The sequence below is a fragment of the Bradyrhizobium sp. McL0615 genome, assembly GCF_049993905.1.
GTDB lineage: Bacteria > Pseudomonadota > Alphaproteobacteria > Rhizobiales > Xanthobacteraceae > Bradyrhizobium.
This window is the reverse complement of sequence record NZ_CP188254.1, coordinates 6,200,832-6,222,504: the sequence shown is the minus strand read 5'-3', so window position 1 is coordinate 6,222,504 and position 21,673 is coordinate 6,200,832. Positions and strand designations below refer to the sequence as shown.

The window sequence follows — 21,673 nt, the reverse complement described above, 5'->3', positions numbered from 1 at the left end:
TCCTCGCCTTTACTTTTTTGCTTCTGTTTCGGATTTGTAGGGTGGTCTTGGAATATTCTGGTGTGCCGCCCGCAGCGCCGCCGACCAGCGCGAGCGCAAATCGTGGAAATAGGGCTCGCCCGCCTCGATGCGGTGGTTGAGGTCGGCCTCGCAGGCATCCGTGCGCACCACCAGCACGTCGATGGGCAAGCCCACGCCGAGGTTGGAGCGCATGGTCGAGTCCATCGAGATCAGGCCGGTCTTCAGCGCCTCATACAGTTCGACGTCGTAATGCATCGCGCGGTCGAGCACCGGCTTGCCGTATTTGTGCTCGCCGATTTGCAGATAGGGCGTATCGGTGGTGCATTCGATAAAATTACCGGCGGTGTAGACCATGAACAGCCGCATCCGCGAGCCCTTGATCTGTCCGCCGAACAGGAAGGAGACATCGAAGGAGACGTCTTCGGATCGTAGCGCCGGGCCTTCGGTGGCGTGGACCAGGCGGATCGCCCGCCCGATGCGCTGCGCCGCCTGGAACATGGTTGGCGCGTTCATCAGCGTCTCGACCTCGCCGGTGGTGGGGTCTTCGATGCCCTCGGTCAGGGTCGACAGCACCGACTGGCTGATCGCCAGATTGCCGGCGCTGGCAATCGCCATGATGCGATCGCCGGGCTTACTGAAGATATGGAGCTTGCGGAAGGTCGAGACATTGTCGAGGCCGGCATTGGTGCGGGTGTCCGCGATCATGACGAGACCGTCCCGCACCAGAATTCCGCAACAATAGGTCATTCCAAGTCCCCGAGCCGTCCCATTCCGGCGGGCAACTAGTAGCGAATTTCAGGGTGTCATCCAAGCCCCATTCCCCGTGGCGCGTCATGCTCCTGATGGTCAAAAAAGGGCCGACCGCCGGGCGGGCGAGGGCCGGCACCACAGTTGACTCGCGGATCGGCCGCGGCACCGGTCTGCCGGGTGCACCTGGTGCGATCGCATGCTTACGGAAGGCGTCATTGTGGTCCAAAGCGGGGGCCTGATGGTGACGATTCCGGTGTTCGTCCCGCCGGCGCCTCCACGAGAAATGCGTCGTCGACCGATACACCAAGCGCAGTGACGAGCCGGTTGGTCTCTGCAGCCATGCCGACGATGGCAATCATCTCGCGATATTCCTCCTCGGTCATGCCCTTGGCTCGTGCGGCGGCGGTGTGCGAATGAATGCAGTAGTTGCAGCCATGGGCAATCGAAACGGCCACGTAAAGCATTTCCTTGACCTTGGGGTCCAGCGCGCCCGGCGCCATCACTTCCTTAACGCTCTCCCATGTCCGGCGGAGCGTTTTGGGATCATGGGCCAGCGCACGCCAGAAGTTGTTGACGAAGTCCGACTGCCGCGTCTTGCGAATGTCGTCGAAGACGGCGCGCGCCTCGCTTGAAAGTTCGTGATCGGAAAGCAGCTTTACCGTCGCCATGGCCTGTCTCGCGGATTTGTTGCGATGCGTCGCTGTCATAGCACGGGATGGTGCCGGGTTGCTCCGATTTGCGAGGTTGTTCCGGACGTCGAGCAGCTTCGTCAGGCGCCATTAGCCGAACGTTGCAGCACCAGCTTGCCCACACCGGCATACTGCCTTTGCTGCGCAATCGCGTGCTGGGCCGCGACGTGAAGGTCGCGCAAGCGTCGTTGCAGCGGAGAAGCCTCATAGAGGGCGCTGCTTCCACCAAGCGCAAAGCACGCATCCGCTACGCCAACGCAGGTGGTCGCGATCCAGACCGTGGCTTGCGTTCCCTCGATGAGGAGAGCTTCGTCCTTCAGCATTCCGGCCAACGCGTGGTCCCAATGACCGGCGGTTTCCGCTTTGTGAAGGGCCTGCGCCGCCCTGACGTCGGCAGAAATCCGGCCGAGTTCGGACTGGAACGTCTCGGATTCCCGCATCGGCGTGGACGCGTACAACTGCTGTCTTCCGGTATTGGCGAGGGCGACCAGTTCATCGAGGGTGCCCGCGGCCATGCCCACCGAGAACGCGCCGTGGAACAGCGGCTGAAGGTGTCGGACTGCCTGAAACAGCGGGCCCGGTACACAGGCTGCGCCGTTCTCGAGATCGAAGAAGTTGGCTTCCGGGACCAGTGCATCCCGCAGCGTAATGTGATCGCTGCCGGTCCCCTTCAGCCCGGCCGCATGCCAGGTGTCCTCGATTTCCCAGTCGGACGCCGGCATGAAAAAGCCGCGCATCATCGGGATTCCGTGCGCATCGGTGACCGGTTTGCCGTCTTTGATGATCTTGCAGACTGCGCCTATCCAATCGGCATGCCTGCAGCCGCTGGCGAACGGCCATCGGCCGTTGACCCGAAAGCCGTTGGCCACAGGCTCGGCCGTTCCGGCCGGCTGAGAGGAGCCGCAGATGGCCACGTCGGGTCCATCCTGATAGATGCGATCGTAGGTTTCGCGTTGTGCCAAGGCCGCGAAGAGACTGCTACCGCACGCCACCATGGAGGTCCAGCCGAGCGAGCCGTCAAGCCGGGCAAGAGCGGTGATGACCTCGAGCCCCTCCGGCAAAGGCAACTCCAGTCCGCCGTGACTCCGTGGCACGAAAATACGAAACATGCCGATCGATCGCAGTCGATCCACGAGGTCGGACGGAACGCGGCGTGCCGCTTCGATCTCGGCTGCACGCGCGGTGATCTCTGGTGCTAGTTCCCGGATACCGGCAAGCAAATTCTCGTTGGTGTTGCGCGCTGTGAGTGAACGGGGGTGACGAAGCGGGCTTTGAAGGCGCATCTGTTTGGGACCTCTCTTGGAAAAATCGTCGCAAGGGAGGTTGCGCACGCGGCACTACGGGACGGTTTCAGCGAGGCGATGCTCGACTACACCTGTAGCAAAGGCTGTCGTGATTACCGCAAGGTGATGGCGTGCCGCACGGCTTGTACCTGCATCTGGCTGCGAATAGTGATCCCACGTCAATGAGCCAGTGCTTCCGACGGACCTATGTCCGCGCCATGATGACATGCGCCTGGATCTTGGCGACAACCTCACCGCTGCCATGCTTGCGCGCGATGGCGGCTGTGGCATGGTCGGTTGCCGCCTCGAGCTTCTCGGCACCGCGGGCCTCGATCTCGTTGCGCAGCGGGGTGCCTTGGCAATAGGCGATCGCGACTTGACGGGGCGAGGGCGCGCGGCTCTCTTCCGCTCTGGTTTCGATCGTGACGTTCGAGAACCCTGCCTTGGCCAGATCGCTGCGGATCAGCCCGGTGTCGTGATAGCCGTGCGGTGTGCGGGCCATAAAGCGCGGCGGATCGTCCGGGAAAAATTCCGCGAGCGCGTTCGTCACGTCGTCCGCGAACACGTTTTCATCGATGCGGTCCCATGCATTGAACAGGAAAGTTCCGCCCGGCTTGAGCACGCGCCGGGCCTCGCGATAGGCGGACGGCCGATCGGGAAAGAACATCGCGCCGAACTGGCAGCAAACCAGATCGAACGCGGCATCCTCGAACGGCAGCGCCTGCGCATCGGCCTGGCGCCAGGTGAGGCGGTTATCTTGTTCTTGCCGCGTGGCGGCATAATCGAGCATCGGCTGGTTGAGGTCGGTCACGACATAGCGCGCATCCGGTGAAAGCAGTGGCGCCAGTGCGCGCGTCACCACGCCGCTGCCGGACGCCGTTTCCAGCACGGCTTTGGGCGAAAGTGCGGCAGCCCTTTGCGCTATATCCCGGGCGAAGCTCTCGAAGATCAGGGGAACCATATAGCGGTCGTAGCTTTCCGGGATCGAGCCGGCAAAAACCTTGTCGCCTGCTGACATAGCCTGTCCTCTGCGCTACCGTTGATCTCATCGCAGTTCTACAATTCTACAGAAAAAGAAAAGACATTGGGAGGCTGAATGCGCACCTGCAGTTTGTCGGGCAAGTTATCCGTCGCGCTCATGATGCTGTTTTGCATCGCACTGGCTGCCGCCGGCCCCGCTGTCGCGCAGAAGAAGGGCGGCACGCTCCGGCTCTACCACAACGACAATCCGCCCTCGACTTCGCTGCTGGAAGAATCGACCATCGCCTCGGTCATGCCTTTTGCGGCCGTCTTCAACAATCTCGTGACGTTCGATCCAGCCAAGGTCCACGAAAGCATTGAGACCGTCATTCCCGATCTCGCCGAAAGCTGGGCATGGGACCAAACCAACACCAGACTGACGTTCAAGCTGCGACAGGGCGTCAAATGGCATGACGGCCAGCCATTCACGTCGAAAGACGTGCAATGCACCTGGCGGATGCTGATCGGCAAGGCCGAGACGCAGGATTTCAAGCGCAATCCGCGCAAGGTCTGGTACACCAAGCTGCAGGACGTCAGCGTCAACGGCGATTTCGAGGCGACCTTCGAGCTGAGTGAACCGCAACCGAGCCTGCCGGTGCTGCTCGCCAGCGCCTTCTCGGCGGTCTATCCCTGTCATGTGCCGCAGCAGGTGATGCGCACCAAGCCGGTGGGCACCGGCCCCTTCAAATTCGTCGAGTTCAAGCGCGGCGATTCGATCCGCCTCGTGCGCAATCCCGACTACTTCAAGAAGGACCGGCCCTATCTCGACGAGATCACGGTGCGCACCATCGATAGCCGCGCCACCCGCATGCTGGCGTTCTCGACCGGCGATTACGACATCACTTTTCCTTCCGACGTCAGCATCCCCTTGATGAAGGACGTCAAGGCGCGGGCGCCGAATGCCATCTGCGAGGTCATCACGACGGGCACGCTGATCAATCTGATGGTCAACCGCGTCAATCCGCCGTTCGACAATCCGGACATACGAAAGGCGATGTCGCTGGCGCTGGACCGCAAGCCGTTCAACAGCATCCTGATGGAAGGAACCGCGCGGCTGGGCGGGGCGATGCTGCCGAAGCCGGAGGGCGAGTGGGGCATGCCGGCGGAGATGCAGGCCTCTCTAACCGGCTACGGATCCGAAGCGGAGAAGAACCTCGCGGAAGCCCAGGCCATCATGCAGAAGCTTGGCTATAGCGATACAAAACCGCTGCAGATCAAGATCCAGACGCGCAACCTGCCGACCTACCGCGATCCTGCCGTGATCCTGTCCGACCAGCTCAAGAAGATCTACATCGTCAGCGAGCTCGACATTCTGGATACGCCGCGCTGGTACGCCAAGCTGCAGCGCAAGGACTACACGATCGGCCTCAACGTCACCGGCGTGAGCGTTGACGACCCCGACGGCAACATCGTCGAGAATTATTCATGCAACTCCGAACGCAACTATACCCAGTATTGCAATGCGGATATCGACAAGCTGCTGGCGGCGCAGTCACGCGAACTCGACAAGGAAAAGCGGCGCAAAATGGTCTGGGACATCGAGCGGATCCTGGTGGAGGACGCCGCGCGTCCCGTGATCCTGCATGGTTCGGCCGGCAATTGCTGGCAGCCGCACGTGAAGAACTTCAAGCCGCACGACAACAGCCAGTACAACAATCTGCGCTTCGAGGACGTATGGCTGGATAAGTGACGATCAGCGGGCCAAAGCCACTCGTCGTTTGCCCCGGATCTTCTTCGGTTCCGTGGGGTGGGTATTTCGCATGTGCGCCGCCAGCATTTCGCAAAAGGCCATCGCATAGGGCGGCAGCGTGCGTCGCTTGTCCCAGAAAATTGCCAGCGGCTCGCGGAGCGGCTTGCCCCGAAAACACACATTGAAAGCTCGCAGCTTGAGACGGTCTGTCGCCAGGACCGAGGGAATGATTGCGACGCCGTGCTTCTCCTCCGCCATCGCCAGGAGCGTATGTGGCGTCCGACTTTCGAACCGGACGTTCATTGCGACGCCGGCGAGCCGGCATGCGGCGTCGAAGGTTCGACGGAAGACGAACTCGGTGTCCAGCAGAAGTAAGGGCCACGCTGCCAGCGAGGCAACTTCTATGGCGTCTTGTTTGCCGAGCCCCAACGTCGGATGGCAGACAGCAACCTGATAGACAGGCTCCAGCAACTGATGTCGAAAATGCTGGTCGTCAGCTCGCACGGCGCGCTGCAGATTTTGCCCAAGGTGGATTTCGCCACGCTCAAGCATCGTGCGGACGTCCGGCCAGCCCAGCGCCTCGACGATCTTCAGTTCGACCTTGGGATAGCGCGCGGCGTACTGGTGCCAAAACTTCGCGATGACACCTTCGATGAATTGCGGGGAGGCCGCAACTCTTAACGTCCCGATCTCGCCGCGCTTCAGCAGTTGAGCCCGTTCCCCGAGCGAGGAAGCCTGCTTCAACAGGGTCTTGCAATCACCGAGCAGTTCTTCGCCTTCGGCGGTCAGCACCAAGCGACCTCGCGTTCGATCGAACAGTTTCAACCCAAGCTCGCCTTCGAGCGTCGCGATCTGACGTGACAGGGCAGGCTGTGCGATGCGTAGTCGCAAGGCCGCTTCGGAGACGGTTCCGAATTCGGCCACGGCGACAAATGTTCTCGCGTGCCGCAGGTCCATGGTCGAACTCTATGCCTTGGCGGCATGGATATCTAGAAAATTTATGCATTGGACGAGTGAGGCCGATTGCGCGATTCAAGCCGTGACCACGAGCCCAGTGAGGTTTCCATGATGACGCATCGCTTGCTGTCGCTGACATTCTGCCTGTTCGTGCTCACTACCGAGTCCCAGGCCCAAACCTGGCCCGGCAAAGCGCTCCACGTCATTGTGCCCTTTGCCGCAGGCACGTTTACCGACATCGTCCCGCGGATCGTGCTGGAGCAGGTCTCGACGCAAATTGGGCAGGCTATCGTGATCGAGAACCGCCCCGGCGCAGGCTCAACGACGGGGGCGGCTGCCGTCGCCAAGGCCACGCCTGACGGTTACACCTTGCTCGTGAATTCGTCAGCGCAAACGATTGCGCCGGCGCTTTATCCGGAATTGAGCTACGATCCCTCACGCGATTTCATAGCGATTACCGCCCTTGCCAACACGCCAAGCGTGCTGGTCGTCTCGGCAAACAGTCGATTCAAGGCTATTGGCGATCTTGTGAAGGCTGCGAAGGCGCAGCCGGGTTCGCTGAACTTTGCGTCTGCCGGTGTAGGCACCGCAACGCATTTGAGTGCGATCCGATTTCTGTCAAGTGCCGGGATCGACGCGATCCATGTGCCATTCAAGGGCGGGCGCGAAGCCATGAATGAAATCATCGCGGGGCGCATCGACTTTTTCTTTGCGCCGATCGCCAATGCTTTGCAGTTGGTGCAGGAGGGCAAGTTGGCGGCACTCGTCATCAATTCGACGGAACGCAGCAAGGCGCTTGCTGACGTGCCGACCGTCTCGGAGGCAGGTTTCTCAAATGCCGAGTATCCGTTCTGGATCGGTATGTTCTTGCCTGCAAAGACGCCGGGACGTATCGTCGATAGACTTTACATCGAGACGATGAGAGCGTTGCGTGAGCCGAGGGTACGCGAAAAGCTTTCGGCGCTTGGCGTGGATAGGCTTGAGATGAAGCCTGGTGAATTCGACGCTTTTGTTCAGAAGCAGATCAAGGCCGATGCGGAACTGGCGCGGGCGGCCGGCCTCAAGGCGCAGTAGCTCACATGAACGGCTCTGAAACGTCGAACTTTGTATCCGCCGATGGCGAAGGCTACGAACTGCAGATGGGACGATGGAGCCGGCAGCTTGCGCCGCTCCTGATCGATTTTGCCGGCATCAACCGCGCCGAACGGGTGCTGGATGTAGGGTGCGGTACGGGTAATCTGAGTTTTGCCTTGGCGCGGAATCCAGAGATCGGCGGGATTTGTGGTCTGGATCGTTCCGCTGAGTACATCGACCATGCAGGACGCAACAATTCTGATTCCCGGATACGTTTTCAGGTTGGAGATGCCTGCGAATTGCCGTTTCCGGATGCCAACTTCGATTGTACGATATCCATGCTGGTGCTGCAGTTCATCCCGAAGCCAGACATCGCGGTCCGCGAAATGCGCCGCGTCACGCGGCCGGGTGGCACGGTGGCGGCTGCGACATGGGACACGCGCGGTGGATTTGTCGCCTATCGAATGATCTGCGACGCGGCGGCGATGCTTGACCAACGCGGCAACGCTTGGCGGGCGCGCAGTCTGACGCGGCCGATGAGCAGGCCGGGCGAGTTGCGAGACGTCTGGGTGGCCGCCGGCCTCATCGAGGTCGAGCAAGACATGGTGACGATCCGCATGAATTTTGAGTGCTTCGACGACTTCTGGTCGCCTGCCGAGGGCCGGGAGGGGCCGATCTCCGAATACGTGACCGCGCTGGAAGGCGAAGCGAAGGCGCGGCTGCGCGACGCGGTGCGGCTTGCTTATCTCGATGGCGAGGATGATGGCCCGCGCTCTTATGCGGCGACAGCCTGGGTTGTGCGTGGCAAGGTGCCTTAGCTCTGCGACTGGTTCTGCCACTGGCCCGGCCGCCCCGCCTGTTCCACCTTGACCGCGACCGTCAGCGTCTCCGCGCCGCCGCCATAGCGGGTGCCGCGCACGGGCGCGGCGCCGAGGTAGTCGAGACCGATGGCGACACGGGCGTGGGCGTCGGTGGTGCAGAGGCCATTGGCGGCATCGAAGCCGACCCAGCCGAGGTCAGGCACATAGGCTTCCGCCCAGGCGTGGCCGGCCTGCTGGTGGGTGGTGCCGTCGGAGCGCAGGAAGTGCCCGGAGACGAAGCGCGCCGGCACGCCGCCGGAGCGGGCGCAGGCGATGAAGATGTGGGCGTAGTCCTGGCAGACACCGCGCTTGAGCGCAAAAGCTTCCGCCGCCGAGGTCCCGGAATTGGTGGGGTCTTCGTCGAAGGTCATGTGTTCGTTGATCTGCACCATCAGCGCATGCAGGAAGCCGAGCACATCGCCATCGGACTCCGAGCGCAGCTCGCGGGCAAACGTCGCCATCGCCGGATTGACTTCGGTGAGCGTGGTCTGCCGCAGGAACAGGCCCGCCGGAAAGCGCTCGTCGGTGCCGCGCAGCACGCCGCCGGTGTCGTGGGTTTCGACCAGCCCTTCGACACGGATGGTGAGGTCGGCGATCGGCCCGTGCGTCAAGACATGCGTGACGTTGCCGAACGCGTCCTGATGCATGTCGAGGCGGGAATCGGTCGAGACGTCGATCTGCCATTCGGCGACATATTGCCCGTCATGGCTGCCGGGCGTCATGCGCAGGATCTGGATCACGCCCGAGGCGGGAGGCTCGTAGCGATAGCTCGTGGTATGGGCAATTCGCAGGCGCATGGTGGAACCAGGGTCGGATCGTCATGCCCGGCCTCGTGCCGGGCATCCACGTCTTTCTTACTCGGTTGGCATAGCAAGACGTAGATGGCCGGGACAAGCCCGGCCATGACCGAGAAGGCCTTAAATCAAATACTGCTTGGTGATGATCTCACCCAGCCGCGCGTTATCCGAAATGAATTCCTGGATGAATTCATGGACGCCGTGCTGGAAGATGTCGTCCATATGGCTGTGTTCAAGCCGGTTGCGGACGCCGCGGGCGTGGCGCTGGGAGGCGCCCTGGCGGCCATAGGCGACGCCGATCTGGTCGAGGTTGCGGACCAGATTGCTGTAGCAGCTCGCCAGCGACCGCGGCAGTGTGTCGTTGAGGATGAGCAAGTCGGCGATAAGCCAGGGTTTCAGCGTCTCGCGATAGACCCAGTGATAGGCCGTCAGCGCCGACACCGAGCGCAGGATCGAGGTCCACTGGTAGTAATCCAGGGGGCCGCCGACATGTTCCTCCTCGGGCAGCAGCACGTGATACTTCACGTCCAGAATGCGCGCGGTGTTGTCGGCGCGCTCCAGATGCAGCCCAAGCCGGGAGAACCAGTAGGCATCGTTGCGCAGCATGGTCCGGTAGGCCGAGCCGTCGAACCGCAAGGACGTCTCCTGCACGAAGCGCAGGAACCGCGCGAGTTCCTCGCGGCTCGACGTGCCTTTGCCCCAGACCTCCTGCAATTCGATCCAGGCCGAGTTGATGGTGTCCCACATCTCCGATGTCAGCGCGGTGCGCACCGAACGCGAATTGAGCCGGGCGGCCTCGATGCAGTTCTTGATCGAGGAGGGATTGGACGGCGAGAACGCCAGATACTCGACGACGTTCTGCTCGTTGGCCTCCTGATAGGCCTCGTAGAAGCTCGCGCTGACGCCGGCGGTCAAAAGCGCCGATTCCCATTCATTGGTCTTGCCGATATAGGCGGCGGGAAGTGCTGTGACGCGCAAGGTCGCGTCGATGGTGCGCGCGATATATTCGGCGCGCTCGACATAGCGGGCCAGCCAGTACAGGTTTTCAGCGGTGCGCGACAGCATACGAAAATTTTGCTCTCTATTCGTCCAGTATCCAGGTGTCCTTGGTGCCGCCGCCCTGGCTCGAATTGACCACCAGCGAACCTTCCTTCAGCGCCACCCGCGTCAACCCGCCCGGCACGATGGTGACGTGCTGGCTTCCCGTCAGCACGAACGGCCTGAGATCGACATGGCGCGGCGCGAGGCCCGACGCCGTGCAGGTCGGGCAGGTCGACAGCGCCAGCGTCGGCTGGGCGATAAAGCCTTCGGGCTCGCGCTTGAGCTTGTCGCGGAATGCCTCGATCGTCGCCTTGGTGGCGGCGGGTCCGATCAGCATGCCGTAGCCGCCGGAGCCATGGACTTCCTTCACGACCAGGTCGCCAAGATTGTCGAGCACATAGGACAGATCCTTCGGCTCGCGGCAGCGCCACGTCGGCACGTTCTTTAGGATCGGTTCTTCGCCGAGATAGAATTTTACGACCTCGGGCATGTACGAATAGATCGCCTTGTCGTCGGCAATCCCGGTGCCGACAGCGTTCGCCAGCGTGACGTTGCCGGCCGCATAGGCCGACATCAGTCCGGGCACGCCGAGCGCCGAGTCCGGACGGAAGGTCAGGGGGTCCAGGAAATCGTCGTCGACGCGGCGGTAGATCACATCAACGCGCTTTAAGCCCTCGGTGGTGCGCATGAACACCTCGTCGTTCTTGACGATGAGGTCGCGGCCCTCGACCAGCTCGATGCCCAGTTTGTCGGCGAGGAAGGAGTGCTCGTAATAGGCGGAATTGTAGACGCCGGGCGTCATCAGGGCGACCGTCGGCTCCGCCGACGCCGACAGTGGCGCCACCGAGCGCAGCGCCGACAGCAGTTCGTCCGGATAGCGTTCCACCGGTGCGACGCGGTGGCGGGCGAACAGGTCCGGAAACAGCCGCATCATGATTTCGCGGTTTTCCAGCATGTAGGAGACGCCCGAGGGCGTCCGCGCATTGTCCTCCAGCACGATGAAATTGTCGGCGTCGGTCCGGACGATGTCGATCCCGGCGATGTGCACGTAGACGTCATGCGGGACGCTCTGGCCGTTCATCTCGGGCCGGAACACCGGGTTCTGGAAGATCAGGTCGTCGGGAATGATGTTGGCGCGGAGGATGTCGCGGCCGTGATAGATGTCGCGCAGGAACATGTTGAGCGCGCGGACCCGCTGTTTGAGGCCCTTTTCCAGCGTGGCCCATTCCTTGGCCGACATGATTCGCGGGATCACGTCGAAGGGGATCAGCCGTTCCTGGGCTTCGGCGTCGCCATAGACGGCGAAGGTGATGCCGATCCGGCGGAACAGCAGTTCCGCCTCCTGCCGGCGATATTCCAGGGCGTCCGGAGGCGTCTCCTTCAGCCAGCGGGAGAGCTCCCGGTAGGCCGGGCGGAGGTCGCCGCCGGGCACGTTCATTTCGTCGAAGGCAGCTGCCATAAATCCTGACTGTCTCTCGAAGCCATGCGGCACAGTGCATGACTTCACGGGATGGTAGCAAGGCTCGGGCCAGCGCGATATGCATTGGCTTGCGGCATTTCTTATGGGTAGCTGGCCGCGCTGCCCTAAAAAACGGCCGCCGGGTGCTTATTTCGGCAGCAAACCCCCGTGACTTCAATGCGCTGCTTGCGCAAAGTACCGGGACAGGTGGGGAGAAGTCATGAGCGAGATCGTCACGGCGGGTATTCTGGTCATTGGCGACGAGATCCTGTCCGGCCGGACCAAGGACAAGAACATCGGCTTCATCGCCGAATACCTGACCAATATCGGGATTGACCTCAAGGAGGTCCGCGTCGTCGCCGACGAGGAGCAGGACATTGTCGATGCCCTTAATGCACTGCGGAATCGATATACCTACGTGTTTACCACCGGCGGCATCGGCCCGACCCATGACGACATCACGGCCGACAGTGTCGCCAAGGCATTTGGCGTCGGGATCGACCATCACCCCGAGGTCGTGGCACGCTTCCGCGAGCGCTGGACCGAGCAGGATCTGAACGAGGCGCGGCTGCGCATGGCACGCGTCCCCGACGGCGCCGAACTGATCCAGAGCGCGACCATCCTGGCGCCCGGCTTCAAGCTCGGCAACGTCATCGTCATGGCCGGCATCCCCTCGATCATGCAGGCGATGATGGACATCGTCGCGCCCAAGCTGAAGTCGGGCGTACGGATGCTCTCGGACTCGGTCCGCGCCAACGCCCGGGAAGGCGACATCGGCGGGCCGCTGCGCGAGATCGCCAATGCGCACCCCGACACCATCATCGGCAGCTATCCGTTCATGGACGATGACAAGAAGCCGAACACCAACCTCGTCGTCCGCTCGCGCGATCCCGAAAAGCTCAACGCCGCGATGGCGGCGGTGAAGGGGATGCTGGCGGGATTGAACGCGAAGGGCTAAGAGACGGCCTCGATGGCGACACAAACGCTGCCCTCGGTCGTAGTTGTTGTTCTCGCAGCTCCCGCGCTGTGCCTTGGCGCGGTTGTTCTCTATGTGCAGTGGCAAAGCCGGCAAATATACAGACGGATCGGTGACTACTCGATCGGATTGGTCACGTATCACTGGCAGTTTGACTACCCCGGCGTCAATTTCCCGGGACCCAACATACTTGAGGCCAAGATCTCTGCGCAGCCTGCCGATCTGCAAGAACATATCCAGGCCGTCCGGCGTGGTATACGCCGTTCGCGTCAGGCTCTTCTGTCCTATGTAGGCTTTCTCTTGGCGCTTGGCTTGGTGTTTTCTGTGGTTCGAAAAATGGGTTTGTAATCCCGCGGTGATTGCGGCGATGCAGGAGAGTGTAATGGCGGCGGATGCTCCGGAACTGAGCGCGCAGGAGCGGGCGGGCAAGGCATTTCCAGTTTCGTGGGACCAGTTTCACCGCGATTGCCGGGCGCTGACCTGGCGGCTCAACGAGGTCGGGCCGTTTCATGCTGTCATCGCGATTACCCGCGGCGGGCTGGTGCCAGCCGCGATCGTCGCGCGCGAACTCGGCGTGCGCGTGATCGATACCGTCTGCATCGCAAGCTACGACCACGACAAGCAGGGCGATCTGAAGGTGCTGAAGGGCATTTCCGCCGAAACCGCAAAGCTCGGCGGCGGCACCGGCAAGGGCCTGTTGATCGTCGATGATCTCGTCGATACCGGCAAGACCGGAAGGTTGGTCCGTGACATGATGCCGGACGCGCATTTCGCCACCGTCTACGCCAAGCCGAAGGGCAAGCCGCTGGTCGATACCTTCATCACCGAAGTGTCGCAGGACACCTGGATTTTCTTTCCCTGGGATACTGCGCTCTCGTTCCAGCCGCCGATCCGCGACGGCGCGGCGTGAGTTTTCCGTCATTGCCTGCGACAAACGCGAAGCGTTTGCGCAAGGGAGCGCTAGCGACGAAGCAATCCATGCTCCCGCGGGCGTGATGCATGGATTGCTTCGCTTCGCTCGCAATGACGGTGGTGGCAACAGGTTAGGCCCATGCCCCTTCAAAACCGCGTCACGCCCACAGGCGACATCATCGCCACCCCGCATCGCGGCCTGTTCACCGGCAACCGCGGCATCATCCACGATCCCGCGACAAAGACCTTGCTCAGAAAACGCTGGTCGAGCCCGGCCTGGATCACCTGCGTCTGCGAGTTCAGGGGCTGGCGGCGCAAGGTGATGGGCGGGCGGAGCTGGACCGAACTGTTCTTTCTTGACGAGGCGACGGCGTTTTCCGCCGGCCACCGGCCATGCTTCTTCTGCCGCCGCGACGATGCCAACCGGTTTCGCGCGGCGTGGGAGAAAGGCAATGGCATTGCAGATATTCGGGCGCGGGAACTGGACACCGTGCTGCATCGCGAGCGGCTGGAGCGCGGGAAGAAGCGGTTGCACCCGTTGCCGATGCCGGTGGCGCAATTGCCCGACGGTGCGATGGTGCAGGCCGGCGACGAGAGTTTCCTGATCGTGCAGGGCAGGGCGCTGCAGTGGTCGATGGCTGGCTATCAGAAGGCAAAGGCCGCAATCGAAAACGTGCTGCTGCTGACACCGCCGTCGGCGGTACGAGCATTGGGCGCAGGCTATCGCCCAGTGCTGCATCCGAGCGCGTTAAGCTAAGGTTTTCACCCCGTCATTGCGAGCGCAGCGAAGCAATTCAAAGCTCCGCTGCGGGACGATAGATTGCTCGCTTCGCTCGCAATGACGGTGTTATCAGCCCAGCTTCTGCCGCGCCAGCTTGGCACCCGCTCCGAGCGCCGCGAGCTTCGCTTCCGCGATATCCCGCCGCATCGGCGCCATGCCGCAATTCGTGGTCGCGACGATGTTGCTCAACGGCACGAATTTCGACACCGCCTCGATCACCTTGACGACGTCCTCAGCGGTTTCGACCGTATCGCTGGCGACGTCGATCACGCCGGCCTGGATGACCTTGCCGGGGAGAGCCGCCAGCAGATCCAGCGGCACCTTCGAGTTCCGGCACTCGATTGCGACCTGCTGGATCGGGCTCTTTTCGATCGCCGGGAAAATATCCTCGTACTGCCGCCACTCAGCTCCCAGCGTCTGCTTCCAGTCGGTATTCGCCTTGATGCCGTAGCCGTAGCAGATGTGGACGGCGGTCGTGCAGGTCAGGCCTTCCGCGGCGCGCTCGAGCGCCTTGATGCCCCAGTCGGAGACCTCGTCCATGAAGACGTTGAAGGCGGGCTCGTCGAACTGGATCACGTCGACGCCGTCGGCTTGCAGCGCCTTGGCCTCGTTGTTGAGCAGTTCGGCGAAGGCGAACGCCATCTTGACCTTGTCGCCGTAATATTTGTCAGCGACGGTGTCGGCGATGGTCATCGGGCCGGGCAGGGTGAATTTCAGCTTGCGGGTGGTGTGGGTGCGGGCGACGCGGGCTTCATCGGCATGGACCCGGCCCTTCAGCGTCAACGGCGCTATGACCTGCGGCACCATTGCCTTGTAGCGGTCCTTGCGAATGCCCATTTCGACCTTGTGGGCGAAATCGATGCCGTCGACCTTCTCCAGGAAGCCGTGGACGAAATGCTGGCGGGCCTGCTCGCCCTCGGTGACGATATCGACGCCGGCATCCTCCTGCAGCTTTACCGCCAGCATGGTGGCGTCGCGCTTGGCGCGGGCGAGTTCGTCGCCTTTCGACTTCCAGGGGGCCCAGAGCGTGTTGGGCTCGGCCAGCCATTCCGGCTTGGGCAGAGAGCCTGCGATCGTAGTTGGAAACAGCATGGGAGCCTCCCGGTCGGTATTGATTGAGCGCCTGTCTGCCATGTCTTATGATCGAGGTACAGAACAACAAAAGTCGCCCAAAAGCGCGAAGCGCGTCTTCAAGCAAAATCCCGCCTGGGGCGCAAGGAAGGGGCGAGGCAAGGGGAGCCATGATTGACCTGCATTACGCGCCGACCCCCAATGGCTGGAAAATCTCGATCATGCTGGAGGAACTCGGGCTTCCCTATCAGGTCATCCCCGTCGACATCCGTGCCGGCGACCAGTTCAAGCCGGAGTTTTTGGCGATCAGCCCGAATAACCGCATTCCGGCCATCGTGGACCATGAACCCGCCGACGGGCAGGGGCCGTTCCCGGTGTTCGAGACCGGGGCGATCCTGATCTATCTCGCCGACAAGACCGGGCGCTTTCTGCCGAAGGAAACGCGAGCCCGCTCCCGCGTCACGGAATGGCTGATGTGGCAGATGAGTGGGCTGGGGCCCATGCTCGGCCAGCACGGCCATTTCGCGCTCTATGCGGCGGAGAAGCTTCCTTACGCGATCGAACGCTACCGCGACGAGGCGGCGCGACTCTACCGCGTGCTCGATACCCAGTTGGGCAAGACCGGCGCCTATGTCGCCGGCAACTATTCGATCGCCGATATCGCCTGCTTTCCCTGGACCATGACCCACAAGGCGCAGGGCTTTACGCTCGACGATTACCCGAACGTCAAGCGCTGGTACGCTGACGTCCGCGCGCGGCCTCAGGTGCAGGCGGGATTGGCGATCGGCAAGTTCGTCAAGGAGCCGTTCGACGAGGAGGCGCGGAAGAATATGTTCGGGCAGCGTGCCAAGGAGATGGCGGGGAGGAAGTAAGCTTCAGCCGCATCGTCATTGCGAGGAGCGCAGCGACGAAGCAATCCATTCTTTCTTTGGGTGGCGCGATGGATTGCTTCGCTTCGCTCGCAATGACGGTAAGAAACCGCAAACATCAATAACAAAGGAAACACCCATGATCGAATTCTTCTTCGACTGTTCCAGTCCCTGGACCTATCTCGCCTTCCACAATATCCAGCCGCTCGCCCGGGAGCTTGGCGTCGAGATCTCCTGGCGGCCGATCCTGGTCGGCGGCATCTTCAATACCGTCAACCCGAGCGTCTACGCGCAGCGTGAGACGCCGGTGCCGTTGAAGGCGCGCTACATGAAGAAGGATCTTGCCGACTGGGCGCGCTCCGCTGGCCTTGCGATCAAGATGCCGCCAACGGTGTTTCCCGTGAACAGCGTCAAGGCGATGCGCGGCTGCATCTGGCTTGGTCAGGACATGGTGCCGTTTGCCACCGCGGTGTTCGAGACCTATTGGGGTGGCGACAAGGACATCTCGCAGGACTCGGTCCTGACGGAGGTCTGCAAGAAGGCCGGCGTCGACCACGTCAAATTCTTCGAGGGCATCGGCCAGCAGGCGATCAAGGACCAGCTCAAGGCCAACACGGACGAGGTGATGGCGCGCGGCGGTTTCGGTTCGCCGACGATCTATGTCGGCAAGACCGACATGTATTTCGGCAACGACCGGATGCCGCTGATCCGCGAAGCGCTGGAGCGCCTGAAAGCGCGGGCCGCCTGATGCCGAAGGCTGTCGTCTGCCGCGAGCTCGGCCCGCCCGAGAATCTGCGCCTGGAAACGTTTGTCGCGGCGCCGCTGGCGCCGGGGCAGGTGCGCGTTGCCATCCGCGCCGCCGGCATCAATTTTCCCGATATTCTGATGGCGGCGGGCGAATATCAGCTCAAGCCGCCGCTGCCATTCACGCCGGGCGTTGAAGCCGCCGGCGATGTCGTCGAGGTCAACGCGGTCGAGGGCGTCGCGGTTGGTGATCGCGTGATCGTCAAGATGCGGCACGGCGCCTATTGCGATGAAGCCGTCGCCACGCCCTCGCAGCTCGTAAAATTGCCCTCGAATTTCGACTACGCCGAGGGCGCGACATTTCTGGCCGGCCACGGCACCGCCTATCACGCGCTGATCGATCGCGGCCGGCTTCAACCGGGTGAGGTACTGCTGGTGCACGGCGCGGGCGGCGGCGTCGGGCTTGCCGCCGTCGAGATCGGCAAGATGCTGGGCGCTGCCGTGATCGCGACCGCTTCGAGTGACGAGAAGCTGGCGATCGCGAAGGCGAGGGGCGCCGATCATCTCATTCGCTACGACCGCGAGCCGTTCCGCGACGCCGTCAGGCGCATCACCGACGGGCGGGGTGCGGACGTGGTGTTCGATCCGGTCGGCGGCGAGGTGTTCGAGAATTCGATGCGCTGCATCAACTGGGGCGCGCGGCTGCTGATCATCGGCTTTACCGGCGGCATCGGGCTCGCGAAGACCAACCTCCTGATGATCAAGGGCGCCAGTGTACTCGGCGTCCGCGCCGGCGAGGCGGTGCGGAAAAATCCCGCGCTCGGCGAGGTCAGGATCAAGGCGCTGACGGAATGGGCGGAAGCCGGAAAGATTCGTCCCAACATCTCGCATCGGTTGCCGCTGGAGGATTATGCGAAAGCGATGCGCCTGTTGATCGACCGCAAGGCCATCGGGCGCATAGCGCTGACGATGGGGTGAGGGCGAGTAGATTTCGACTTCGACTACAAGCGCTTCGCCTTGAGGCGTTGGCTCAGGAAATCGACGAACATGCGCGTTTTCGCCGGTAGCACGCGCGTCCCTGACCAGGCGGCATGAACTGGAATGGGCGGTGGAGAAAATCGAGCGAGTGCCAGTTCGACCAGGCCTCGATCGATCAACGGCCGAATATGCCAAAGCGGCGCAATGGCAATTCCAAGGCCATGAATTGCTGCTTCGTTGATGACACTGGCGCCATTGGCGCGAAAACGCCCGGTTACCTTGATCGTCTTGACCTTGCCGTCGACCGTGAATGGCCAGATATCCGCACCAACCCGCGCCGTGCGAACGATGCATTGATGCTTTGAAAGATCTTCCGGACGTTTCGGCCGACCGTATTTCGCGAAATAGCCTGGCGAAGCGAAGAAGACCCGCCGCAGATCGGCAAGGCGTTTGGCTTTGGCTGTAGAGTCGGGCAACGGCCCGACATGCACGGCAAGGTCGAGGTTGTCTTCGACAAGATCGACATATCGGTCGTAGGTACTGACTTCGACTTCGATCTTTGGATGGAGTTCGAGGAACGCGGCCGTTGCCGGAACCAGATGGAGGGCTGCAAATCCGGTTGGGCCGCTGATGCGCAACAGGCCGGACGGCTCGAGCCTGCGATGCGCGGCTTGAAGCTTCGCCTCCTCAATATCCTCGAGCGCCGTCTTGAGACGGTGATAATAGGCAAGACCGGCTTCCGTCGGGCTGGAACGGCGTGTTGTCCGGTGGATGAGTTCGACTCCGACGTCTTCTTCTATGGCAGCCAGAGATCGGCTGACGGATTGAAGCGAACGACCGAGTTGATGAGCCGCCATTGTTAGACTGGTCTTCTCCACGATGGCGATAAAGGCTTGAAGGTCGCTAATCCGGTTCAATCTCATTCTCCCGATTATTGAGAGAATGTATCCTGTTTTTGAATGATTGTATCGAATGTTAATTTTTGTTCTGACGCACGGAGAAGTTAGGCGATTGCCGCCAATGCCTGTGTCAGGAGTTTCCAATGTCTCGCGCGCTTTTCGTTGCAGCCCTTGCGACAATCGCTTTACTGGGCAATTTTGCGAGGTCGCTGGCCGCGGAGCCGGTAACCCATTATCGGACGGTCACCGTTGATGATGTCAAAATCTTCTATCGAGAAGCAGGCGATTCCAATAAGCCGGCGCTGCTATTGCTGCATGGTTTTCCGACTTCTTCGCACATGTTTCGAAATCTGATCCCCCTCCTGGCGAGCCGGTATCACGTCATCGCCCCCGATTATCCCGGGTTTGGCTTCTCCGATGCGCCGGATCGGGCACGGTTCGAGTATACGTTCGAGCATCTAACCCAGGTGATGGATGATTTCACCCAAGCGGTCGGTCTGAAGCGCTATGCGATGTATATCTTCGACTACGGCGCGCCGATCGGATTGCGGCTGGCTTTGGTTCATCCGGAGCGCGTCAGCGCCATTATCTCGCAGAACGGCAACGCCTACGAGGAGGGGTTGAGTGCCGGCTTTGCAGGCCGCCTAAAGGCTTCGCGAGAACCTACAGAACAGGCCCGCATGGCGTGGCGTGCGGCTTTGACGCCGGAGGCTGGGCAACGGCGCTACCTGACAGGAGTTTCCGAGGCGCACAGGGTTTTGGTGGCGCCGGAGGCCTTTGCGCTTGACAGCGCGCTTCTTGCGCGACCGGGCAATGATGAGATTCAACTCGATCTGTTGATGGACTATGGCAGCAATGTCGCGCTCTATCCTCAAGTCCAGGAATACCTCCGCCGCACTCACCCACCTGTTCTTCTTGTTTGGGGCAAGAACGATCAAACCTTCGTCCCGGCGGGCGCAGCGGCCTTCAAGCGCGATGTTCCGGGCGCGGAAGTGCATCTCTACGACACCGGCCACTTCGCGCTCGAGACGCATCTCCATGAAATTGCCGACGCCATCCGCGATTTTCTCCGCCGGAAGGTGGACCGCCCTCCGGCTACGTCCGGCGGAAGCTCCCATCCCGGACGAACGTAATCGTCTGTTCGATCGCGAGCCCATTTCGTACCAGCCACGGATGCGAGGTCTCGACAATGATGTGATCCGCCATGCCGTCGAGCCTGGTGTTCGCAACCGACACCCGCCCGTCATGCGGCTTCGGCAGCATCGTCCCGGCCACCGGATCGATCGAGCGGTTACCGGCGATGACGCCGACGGAATAGTCGATCGGCGGAAGCATTGCGTCGTCTACTGCGCTTCGCTGTGTGCCGAGCTGTTGTCCGGCCGGCCCGAAAAAGGCGCGGAAGGCGCCAAAATTCTTCAGGCGGTCGGCGATTTCGCTGCCGCCGTTCGGCGTGCCCAACATCACCACGCGGCCCAGGCGTTTGGGCCGATGCCTGGCGATGTAGACCCGCGCCAACAGCCCGCCCATGGAATGGCCGACAAAATGGACGGCGCCATCGATGCCATCGGCAAAACGCTGGATGGCGGGATGAATGTCCTCGGCCAGCGCCTCCAGCGCCTTGCTGCGGCTCAGATAATCCAGGTTGAGGGTGGTGAAACCGGCTCGTTCCAGCGCCAACTGCATCTTTCGAAACGATAGCGCCGTCCTGCTGATGCCATGCAGCAGAACGACGCCATCTCGGGTCGCGTTGGCCGATGCGGGCCGTTCGCTCACTTATACTCGCGCTCTTGCCACCACGGGAAATAGTCGGGCATGTCGCTGGAGACCTTGTTCTTGAATTGCGCCGGGCGCTTTTCCAGAAACGAGACCACGCCTTCCTTGACGTCGTCGCTTCGTCCGCGGGCGTAGATGCCGCGGCTGTCGACCTTGTGGGCTTCCATCGGATCGTCGGCGCCCATCATCCGCCACATCATCTGCCGGATCAGCGCCACCGATACCGGCGCTGTCTTGGCCGCGAATTCTTTTGCCAATACGCGCGCCGTCGGCAGCAGATCGTCCGGCGACACCACCTTGCTGACGAGGCGGCCGGCGAGCGCTTCCTGCGCCGGGAAGACGCGGCCCGAATAGCACCACTCCAGCGCCTGCGAGATGCCGACGATACGCGGCAGGAACCAGCTGGAGGCGGCCTCGGGCACGATGCCGCGCTGGGAGAATACGAAGCCGAAGCGTGCGGCTTCCGACGCGATGCGGATGTCCATTGCGAGCTGCATGGTGACGCCGATGCCGACCGCCGGGCCGTTCACCGCCGCGATGACAGGCTTCAGGCACTTGAAGATGCGCAGCGTCACCTGGCCGCCGCCGTCGCGCACCTGGGAATCGCTGTAGTCGACCGCACCGCTGGCCAGCCGCTTCACCGGCCCGCGTCGCGCGTCGCGGTCAAACGTGTTGGCGCCGGAGGAGAGGTCGGCGCCGGCGCAGAAGCCGCGGCCCGCGCCGGTCACGATGATGGCGCGGACATTGTCGTCCTTGTCGGCGGCGTCGAACGCGTCGATCAGTTCCTGCTGCATCGTGCCGTTGAAGGCGTTGAGCTTGTCGGGCCGGTTCAGCGTGATGGTGAGAATCTGATCGTCGACCTGGTACTTGATGGTCTCATACGCCATGGGGGTGCGTTTCCTTCTATTTTTTCGTTTCGTAGTTCGCAGGATGGGTAGAGCGAAGCGAAACCCATCACGCAAAGCCCGCATCTGTTCGATAGGTTTCGCTTCGCTCTACCCATCCTACAATAGCTGGCCGGGTCAAGCC

23 protein-coding genes are annotated in these 21,673 nt (G+C 62.0%); 11 read left to right on the top strand and 12 right to left on the bottom strand.

Translation table 11 applies throughout. From position 1 onward, the window contains the following. Positions 1–9: 9 nt before the first annotated feature. From ACPPVP_RS30020 to ACPPVP_RS30005, 4 genes are all read right to left on the bottom strand, one after another. Positions 10–768 carry a peptidase gene (locus ACPPVP_RS30020; protein WP_426527115.1) on the bottom strand — a complete coding sequence of 253 codons (759 nt, stop codon included), beginning with the start codon at positions 766–768 and terminating at the stop codon, positions 10–12. Positions 769–983: 215 nt separating this feature from the next. Further along, positions 984–1,439, bottom strand: a complete 456-nt coding sequence (locus ACPPVP_RS30015; protein WP_426527113.1) for a carboxymuconolactone decarboxylase family protein — start codon at positions 1,437–1,439, stop codon at positions 984–986. 101 nt (positions 1,440–1,540) lie between these two features. Next, on the bottom strand, positions 1,541–2,743 hold the full coding sequence (locus ACPPVP_RS30010) for an acyl-CoA dehydrogenase family protein (RefSeq protein ID WP_426527111.1): 1,203 nt from the start codon (positions 2,741–2,743) through the stop codon (positions 1,541–1,543). A gap of 205 nt (positions 2,744–2,948) precedes the next feature. After that, positions 2,949–3,761 (bottom strand): class I SAM-dependent methyltransferase, encoded by an 813-nt coding sequence (locus ACPPVP_RS30005; RefSeq protein ID WP_426527109.1) that lies wholly within the window; start codon positions 3,759–3,761, stop codon positions 2,949–2,951. A 78-nt stretch (positions 3,762–3,839) separates the two neighbouring features. On the opposite strand from ACPPVP_RS30005, the gene ACPPVP_RS30000 reads away from it, so the two are divergent. Further along, the gene (locus ACPPVP_RS30000) at positions 3,840–5,453 is read left to right on the top strand and encodes an ABC transporter substrate-binding protein (protein ID WP_426527107.1); all 1,614 of its coding nucleotides are present in this window, start codon (positions 3,840–3,842) and stop codon (positions 5,451–5,453) included. 3 nt (positions 5,454–5,456) lie between these two features. Here the strand turns inward: ACPPVP_RS30000 and ACPPVP_RS29995 are convergent, their stop codons facing one another. After that, a complete protein-coding gene (locus ACPPVP_RS29995; protein ID WP_426527105.1) occupies positions 5,457–6,410 on the bottom strand; it encodes a LysR family transcriptional regulator in 954 nt (317 codons plus the stop codon). A gap of 66 nt (positions 6,411–6,476) precedes the next feature. Between ACPPVP_RS29995 and ACPPVP_RS29990 the strand changes: the two genes are divergently transcribed. Together ACPPVP_RS29990 and ACPPVP_RS29985 are read left to right on the top strand one after the other, a co-directional pair. Continuing rightward, positions 6,477–7,484 (top strand): Bug family tripartite tricarboxylate transporter substrate binding protein, encoded by a 1,008-nt coding sequence (locus ACPPVP_RS29990; RefSeq protein WP_426527103.1) that lies wholly within the window; start codon positions 6,477–6,479, stop codon positions 7,482–7,484. 5 nt (positions 7,485–7,489) lie between these two features. Continuing rightward, positions 7,490–8,302, top strand: a complete 813-nt coding sequence (locus tag ACPPVP_RS29985; protein ID WP_426527101.1) for a class I SAM-dependent methyltransferase — start codon at positions 7,490–7,492, stop codon at positions 8,300–8,302. Here the strand turns inward: ACPPVP_RS29985 and ACPPVP_RS29980 are convergent. The 3 genes from ACPPVP_RS29980 to ACPPVP_RS29970 all read right to left on the bottom strand — a co-directional run bounded on the left by ACPPVP_RS29980 (position 8,299) and on the right by ACPPVP_RS29970 (position 11,641). After that, a complete protein-coding gene (locus ACPPVP_RS29980; RefSeq protein WP_426527099.1) occupies positions 8,299–9,141 on the bottom strand; it encodes a transglutaminase family protein in 843 nt (280 codons plus the stop codon). The two genes, ACPPVP_RS29985 and ACPPVP_RS29980, sit on opposite strands and share 4 nt — an antisense overlap. 120 nt (positions 9,142–9,261) lie before the next feature. Next, entirely contained in the window at positions 9,262–10,206 is a 945-nt protein-coding gene (locus tag ACPPVP_RS29975; RefSeq protein WP_426527097.1) for an alpha-E domain-containing protein, read from the bottom strand. 16 nt (positions 10,207–10,222) lie between these two features. After that, positions 10,223–11,641, bottom strand: a complete 1,419-nt coding sequence (locus tag ACPPVP_RS29970; protein ID WP_426527095.1) for a circularly permuted type 2 ATP-grasp protein — start codon at positions 11,639–11,641, stop codon at positions 10,223–10,225. Between the two features lie 220 nt (positions 11,642–11,861). Here ACPPVP_RS29970 and ACPPVP_RS29965 point away from each other — a divergent pair, with 220 nt between their 5' ends. The 4 genes from ACPPVP_RS29965 to ACPPVP_RS29950 all read left to right on the top strand — a co-directional run bounded on the left by ACPPVP_RS29965 (position 11,862) and on the right by ACPPVP_RS29950 (position 14,286). Then, on the top strand, positions 11,862–12,599 hold the full coding sequence (locus ACPPVP_RS29965) for a competence/damage-inducible protein A (protein ID WP_426527093.1): 738 nt from the start codon (positions 11,862–11,864) through the stop codon (positions 12,597–12,599). 12 nt (positions 12,600–12,611) lie between these two features. Continuing rightward, the gene (locus ACPPVP_RS29960) at positions 12,612–12,965 is read left to right on the top strand and encodes a hypothetical protein (RefSeq protein ID WP_426527091.1); all 354 of its coding nucleotides are present in this window, start codon (positions 12,612–12,614) and stop codon (positions 12,963–12,965) included. A 34-nt stretch (positions 12,966–12,999) separates the two neighbouring features. After that, entirely contained in the window at positions 13,000–13,527 is a 528-nt protein-coding gene (gene gpt, locus ACPPVP_RS29955; RefSeq protein ID WP_025589454.1) for a xanthine phosphoribosyltransferase, read from the top strand. Between the two features lie 141 nt (positions 13,528–13,668). After that, positions 13,669–14,286 (top strand): hypothetical protein, encoded by a 618-nt coding sequence (locus ACPPVP_RS29950; RefSeq protein ID WP_426527089.1) that lies wholly within the window; start codon positions 13,669–13,671, stop codon positions 14,284–14,286. 93 nt (positions 14,287–14,379) lie between these two features. Here ACPPVP_RS29950 and ACPPVP_RS29945 read toward each other — a convergent pair whose 3' ends face one another. After that, entirely contained in the window at positions 14,380–15,402 is a 1,023-nt protein-coding gene (locus ACPPVP_RS29945) for a methionine synthase (RefSeq protein WP_426527087.1), read from the bottom strand. A gap of 149 nt (positions 15,403–15,551) precedes the next feature. On the opposite strand from ACPPVP_RS29945, the gene ACPPVP_RS29940 reads away from it, so the two are divergent. The 3 genes from ACPPVP_RS29940 (at position 15,552) to ACPPVP_RS29930 (ending at position 17,972) form a co-directional block, all read left to right on the top strand. Then, positions 15,552–16,253 (top strand): glutathione S-transferase N-terminal domain-containing protein, encoded by a 702-nt coding sequence (locus tag ACPPVP_RS29940; RefSeq protein WP_426527085.1) that lies wholly within the window; start codon positions 15,552–15,554, stop codon positions 16,251–16,253. Between the two features lie 136 nt (positions 16,254–16,389). Then, positions 16,390–16,998, top strand: a complete 609-nt coding sequence (locus tag ACPPVP_RS29935; protein ID WP_426527084.1) for a 2-hydroxychromene-2-carboxylate isomerase — start codon at positions 16,390–16,392, stop codon at positions 16,996–16,998. Next, positions 16,998–17,972, top strand: a complete 975-nt coding sequence (locus tag ACPPVP_RS29930; RefSeq protein ID WP_426527082.1) for an NADPH:quinone oxidoreductase family protein — start codon at positions 16,998–17,000, stop codon at positions 17,970–17,972. The genes ACPPVP_RS29935 and ACPPVP_RS29930 overlap by 1 nt, the downstream gene beginning before the upstream one ends. Before the next feature lie 23 nt (positions 17,973–17,995). Here the strand turns inward: ACPPVP_RS29930 and ACPPVP_RS29925 are convergent, their stop codons facing one another. Then, positions 17,996–18,889 carry a LysR family transcriptional regulator gene (locus tag ACPPVP_RS29925; RefSeq protein ID WP_426527080.1) on the bottom strand — a complete coding sequence of 298 codons (894 nt, stop codon included), beginning with the start codon at positions 18,887–18,889 and terminating at the stop codon, positions 17,996–17,998. A 125-nt stretch (positions 18,890–19,014) separates the two neighbouring features. On the opposite strand from ACPPVP_RS29925, the gene ACPPVP_RS29920 reads away from it, so the two are divergent. Then, positions 19,015–20,004 carry an alpha/beta fold hydrolase gene (locus tag ACPPVP_RS29920; RefSeq protein WP_426527078.1) on the top strand — a complete coding sequence of 330 codons (990 nt, stop codon included), beginning with the start codon at positions 19,015–19,017 and terminating at the stop codon, positions 20,002–20,004. On the opposite strand, the gene ACPPVP_RS29915 is transcribed toward ACPPVP_RS29920, so the two are convergent. After that, the gene (locus ACPPVP_RS29915; RefSeq protein WP_426527076.1) at positions 19,967–20,644 is read right to left on the bottom strand and encodes an esterase/lipase family protein; all 678 of its coding nucleotides are present in this window, start codon (positions 20,642–20,644) and stop codon (positions 19,967–19,969) included. The two genes, ACPPVP_RS29920 and ACPPVP_RS29915, sit on opposite strands and share 38 nt — an antisense overlap. After that, entirely contained in the window at positions 20,641–21,531 is an 891-nt protein-coding gene (locus tag ACPPVP_RS29910; RefSeq protein WP_426527074.1) for a crotonase/enoyl-CoA hydratase family protein, read from the bottom strand. Before ACPPVP_RS29910 ends, ACPPVP_RS29915 begins: the two co-directional genes overlap by 4 nt. Positions 21,532–21,673 lie beyond the last annotated feature (142 nt).